Annotated in this window: 4 protein-coding genes; all 4 read left to right on the top strand. The window is 68.3% G+C overall.

Features of this window, described 5'->3' with window-relative positions; translation table 11 throughout:
• Positions 1-768: DUF2252 family protein (locus tag JF66_RS16675; RefSeq protein ID WP_035879784.1), on the top strand; the 768-nt coding region annotated here is incomplete at its 5' end.
• Positions 769-918: 150 nt separating this feature from the next.
• Positions 919-1,959: a glycerophosphodiester phosphodiesterase family protein gene (locus JF66_RS16680; protein ID WP_035879785.1), complete on the top strand. Its 1,041-nt coding sequence runs from the start codon at positions 919-921 to the stop codon at positions 1,957-1,959.
• Between the two features lie 139 nt (positions 1,960-2,098).
• The gene (locus tag JF66_RS16685; RefSeq protein ID WP_035879786.1) at positions 2,099-2,812 is read left to right on the top strand and encodes a FadR/GntR family transcriptional regulator; all 714 of its coding nucleotides are present in this window, start codon (positions 2,099-2,101) and stop codon (positions 2,810-2,812) included.
• Between the two features lie 13 nt (positions 2,813-2,825).
• Positions 2,826-4,205 carry an alpha-hydroxy acid oxidase gene (locus tag JF66_RS16690; protein WP_081882462.1) on the top strand — a complete coding sequence of 460 codons (1,380 nt, stop codon included), beginning with the start codon at positions 2,826-2,828 and terminating at the stop codon, positions 4,203-4,205.
• The last annotated feature ends 32 nt before the right edge of the window (positions 4,206-4,237 follow it).

Here is a 4,237-nt window from a genome sequence, read left to right on the forward strand (position 1 = left end):
CAAGCACGCACACGAGACAGCCTGCAGGCCCTCTCCAAATTGGCCGAGTACGTGGACGGGAACTATCGCATCGTCAGTCAGCCGCCCATCGTGATCCCGGTGCGTGAGCTTGAGGCCGCATTCGGAATGAATGCGGAACAGACACAGGCCGCGATCCACGAGCAACTGCGCGCGTACCGGGACACTCTTCAGGACGACCGGCGGCATCTCCTCGAGCAATTCCAGATCATCGACGTGGCCCGCAAGGTCGTGGGCGTGGGAAGCGTGGGGACCCGGGCCTTCATCGCGCTTTTGGAAGGGCGCGACCAGAAGGATCCCCTGTTCCTGCAGGTGAAGGAGGCATCGAGATCCGTTCTGGAAGACCACCTGCCGAAGAGCCGCTACCGCCAGCCCGGTGAGCGCGTGGTGCAGGGGCAGCGGATGATGCAGGCCGCGAGCGACATCTACCTCGGCTGGACCAAGGGGGTGGACGAGGGGCGATTCCTCTACTGGCGGCAGTTGCGCGATATGAAGGGATCGGCGACCGTCGAGACGATGACGCCGTTCACGCTGACGTTCTATGGCCAGGAATGCGCGTGGACCCTGGCTCGGGCGCACGCGCGTTCCGGCGACCCGGTGGCGATGGGCGCGTACCTCGGCAAGACGGACGCCTTCGACCTCGGCATTGCCGACTTCTCGGACAGGTACGCCGACCAGAACGAGAAGGACTATGAGGCCTTCGCGGAGGCCGTGCGGTCGGGGCGGCTGGAGGCCATCGAAGGAGTCTGACCCGGTGTGGCCGCTGCCGGCCGAAGCCGCGCGCGGCCACCAAGCGTTCACGCAGTAGACAGGTCGTCGGCGTGCGTCCGTCATGTTCGATTCTTAACGTGGCCGCACGGGCATGTTCCACGGCCCGCACCGGCAATCGAAGGAATCCTCATGCGCACCATCCTCTCCCTCGCGGTCGTCGCCGCCCTGTCGGTCGGAGCCGTCGCCACGGCCGCACCGGCCGCGGCCTCCCCCGAGACCCCTCCTGCCCCCCTGCAGAGCAATGAACGCAACGGTTCCTTTGACCTGCAGTCGCACCGTGGCGGCCGTGGCGAGTGGACCGAAGAGTCGATCACGGCGTTCGCCCACTCCCTCGAACTCGGCGTCTCGACCTTGGAGCTCGACACGCACCTTACCCGCGACGACCGGGTGGTCGTGTGGCACGACGATGTGATGACGGCGAGCAAATGCGCCGACACCGCTCCCGCCTTTGCGGGCGATCCGCAGTTTCCCTACGCCGACGATCGAGTGCGGGAGCTCACGCTCGCCCAGGTTCGCACCATGGACTGCGGGTACCAGCAGCTGCCGGGCTTCACCGAGCAGGTCAACACACCCGGCAACCGCATCGCGCTACTCACCGATGTCTTCGCTCTGCTCCACGACTACAAGGCCTCCAAGGTGGGCCTGAATATCGAGACCAAGGTTGAGGTGGCCGGCCCGGCCGGTGCCGACGAGATGGAGGCCCTCACGCGTGCCGTCGTCGGCGAGATCGAGGCCGGCGGAATGGCCGACCGCAGCACGCTACAGAGCTTCGACTGGGCGGCACTCAACCTGACCAAGACGCTCGCCCCCGAGCTTCCGCTCGTGGCACTCTCGAGCGGCGACGCCTGGATGGGCGTCGGCCAGCCCGGAGCCAGCGTCAATCTCGGCGGTATCGACATCGACGACTTCGGTGGCTCTCTCGCCAAGGCCGCCGCGGCCCAGGGCTACGACGTGGTCTCGCCCACGTTTGCGTCGGTCACGCCGCAGATGGTGGCCGAGGCGCACGAACTCGGCCTCCCTGTTGTGCCCTGGACGGTCAGCACCGTGAGCGACATCCGTGCCGTCATGGACCTCGGGGTAGACGGCATCATCACGGACTACCCCAGCCGGCTGCGCGAGGTGATGGACGAGCGCGACCTCAAGCTGCCCAAGGCCTACACGCAGCGGTAGTCGTTCACACAGACCAGCCGAGCGGATGCCGGGGGCCAGGCCCCGGGCATCCGCTCACTCCATGCGCCCCTCGACACCGCGCCGGCTGTCCTGTAACCTGTGGTCAGACCACATGATTCGTGACCGCGAAGGAGCAGCCGTGACAACGTCCGACGTCGCCGTGCCTCGCGCCTGGGAAGTGGTGCTGCAGAGCATCGAGCTCGACCTGCTCACGGGCAACCTCGGCCCCGGCGACCACCTGCCACCCGAGCGGACCCTTGCGGCCACGCTCGGCGTGGGGCGGTCAAGCGTGCGCGAGGCGGTGCGGGTGCTCGAGGTTCTCGGCCTGATCCGCACGAACGTGGGTTCGGGGCCGTCCGCCGGCGCCATCATCGTGGCACTTCCCAGCGGCGGCATGTCCGCACTCATGCGCCTGCAGGTCGCCGCGCAGGGGTTCCCGGTGGCCGATGTCATGAAGACCCGACTGATCCTGGAGGGGTCCGTCATGACCGAACTCGCGTCCCGGCCCGCCGATCTCGGCACCCCCAGCCGGCTGCTTGACGCCATGGACTCCTCCGACCTCACCCAGGCGGAGTTCCTCGCGCTCGACGCGGCGTTCCACCTGTCGCTGGCCGAGGCCGGCGGAAACCAGGTGGTCACCGCCACCATGGCGGGGCTGCGCAGCGCCATCGAGGGGTACGCCCGTGCGGGCGCGGCGAGCCTGCCGTCGTGGGCGGCCACATCCGCTCGCCTGCGGCTCGAGCACCGTGCCATCCTGGCCGCGATCGCCGGCGGTGAAGCGGATGCCGCCCGGCTCGCCATGCACTCCCATATCTCCGGCTACTACGCCGAAACCCACCTGCCCTCCCACTAGATAAAGGACGCCCATGGTTCAGCGACGCATCCCCAAGATCAAAGACCTCGCCCCGCTCATGCACTTCAAGACCCCCGAGCTCAACGCGAAGAAGCGTCGCCTCGATGCCGCACTCACCATCGCCGACCTGCGCGCCATCGCGAAGAAGCGCACGCCGAAGGCCGCATTCGACTACACCGAGGGTGCGGCCGAGGCCGAGATTTCACTCCGCCGGGCCCGCCAGGCCTTCGAAGACATTGAATTCCACCCCTCGATCCTGCGGGACGTGTCGACCGTGTCGACCGGCTGGGATGTGCTCGGAGCCCCGGTGGCGCATCCCTTCGGCATCGCCCCCACCGGCTTCACCCGCATGATGCAGACGGAGGGCGAGGTTGCCGGCGCACACGCGGCGGGGCGGGCCGGCATCCCGTTCTCCCTCTCCACCATGGGCACGAGCTCGATCGAAGACGTGAAGGCGGCCAACCCCGACGGCCGCAACTGGTTCCAGCTCTACATGTGGAAGGACCGCGACCGCTCGATGGCGCTCGTGGACCGGGCTGCGAAGGCCGGCTTCGACACCCTGCTCGTGACGGTGGACGTTCCGGTGGCCGGCGCGCGCCTGCGCGACAAGCGCAACGGCTTCTCGATCCCGCCGGCACTCACGCCCGGCACCGTGCTGAACGCCCTGCCGCGTCCGGAGTGGTGGATCAACTTCCTCACCACCGAACCGTTGTCTTTCGCGAGCCTCGACCGCTCGAGCGGCACCGTCGCCGAGCTGATCGACTCGATGTTCGACCCCAGCGTGACCTTCGAGGACCTGGCCTGGATCAAGGCGCAGTGGCCGGGCAAGATCGTCGTCAAGGGCGTGCAGAACCTCGACGACGCCAAGCGCCTCGTGGATATCGGCGTGGACGGCATCACACTCTCCAATCACGGCGGCCGCCAGCTCGACCGCGCGCCCATCCCGTTCCACCTGCTGCCGCAGGTGGTGCGCGAAGTGGGAGCCCACACCGAGGTACACCTCGACACCGGCATCATGTCGGGAGCTGACATCGTGGCCTCCATCGCCCTCGGCGCCCGGTTCACCATGATCGGCCGCGCCTACCTCTACGGCCTGATGGCCGGCGGCGAGGCCGGCGTCGACCGCACGATTCAGATCCTGTCCGAGCAGGTTGTGCGCACCATGCGCCTGCTCGGTGTGAACTCGCTCGAAGAGCTCACCCCGGCGCACGTCACCCAGCTGGCCCGGCTCACGCCGATCGCTGCACCCGCGGTGGCCGCCGCCGCGGCTGTTCCCACACGCAGGGCCCCCACGCGCAAGCCCGTGGTGAGCGCGTCCGCCGCCGCGAAGGCCACGGTCAAGCCCGCCACGAAGGCCACCACAAAGCCCGCGGCCAAGCCCGTTTCGACGTAGCTCCCGCCGCTCTCGCGGGCCGCTACCGCTCT

The organism is Cryobacterium sp. MLB-32, from assembly GCF_000738085.1.
GTDB lineage: Bacteria > Actinomycetota > Actinomycetes > Actinomycetales > Microbacteriaceae > Cryobacterium.

What these genes read in the sequence shown, in the direction of transcription:
- JF66_RS16680 (WP_035879785.1), top strand. Translation starts at nt 919, where the DNA reads ATGCGCACCATCCTCTCCCTCGCGGTCGTCGCCGCCCTGTCGGTCGGA.
- JF66_RS16690 (WP_081882462.1), top strand. Translation starts at nt 2,826, where the DNA reads ATGGTTCAGCGACGCATCCCCAAGATCAAAGACCTCGCCCCGCTCATG.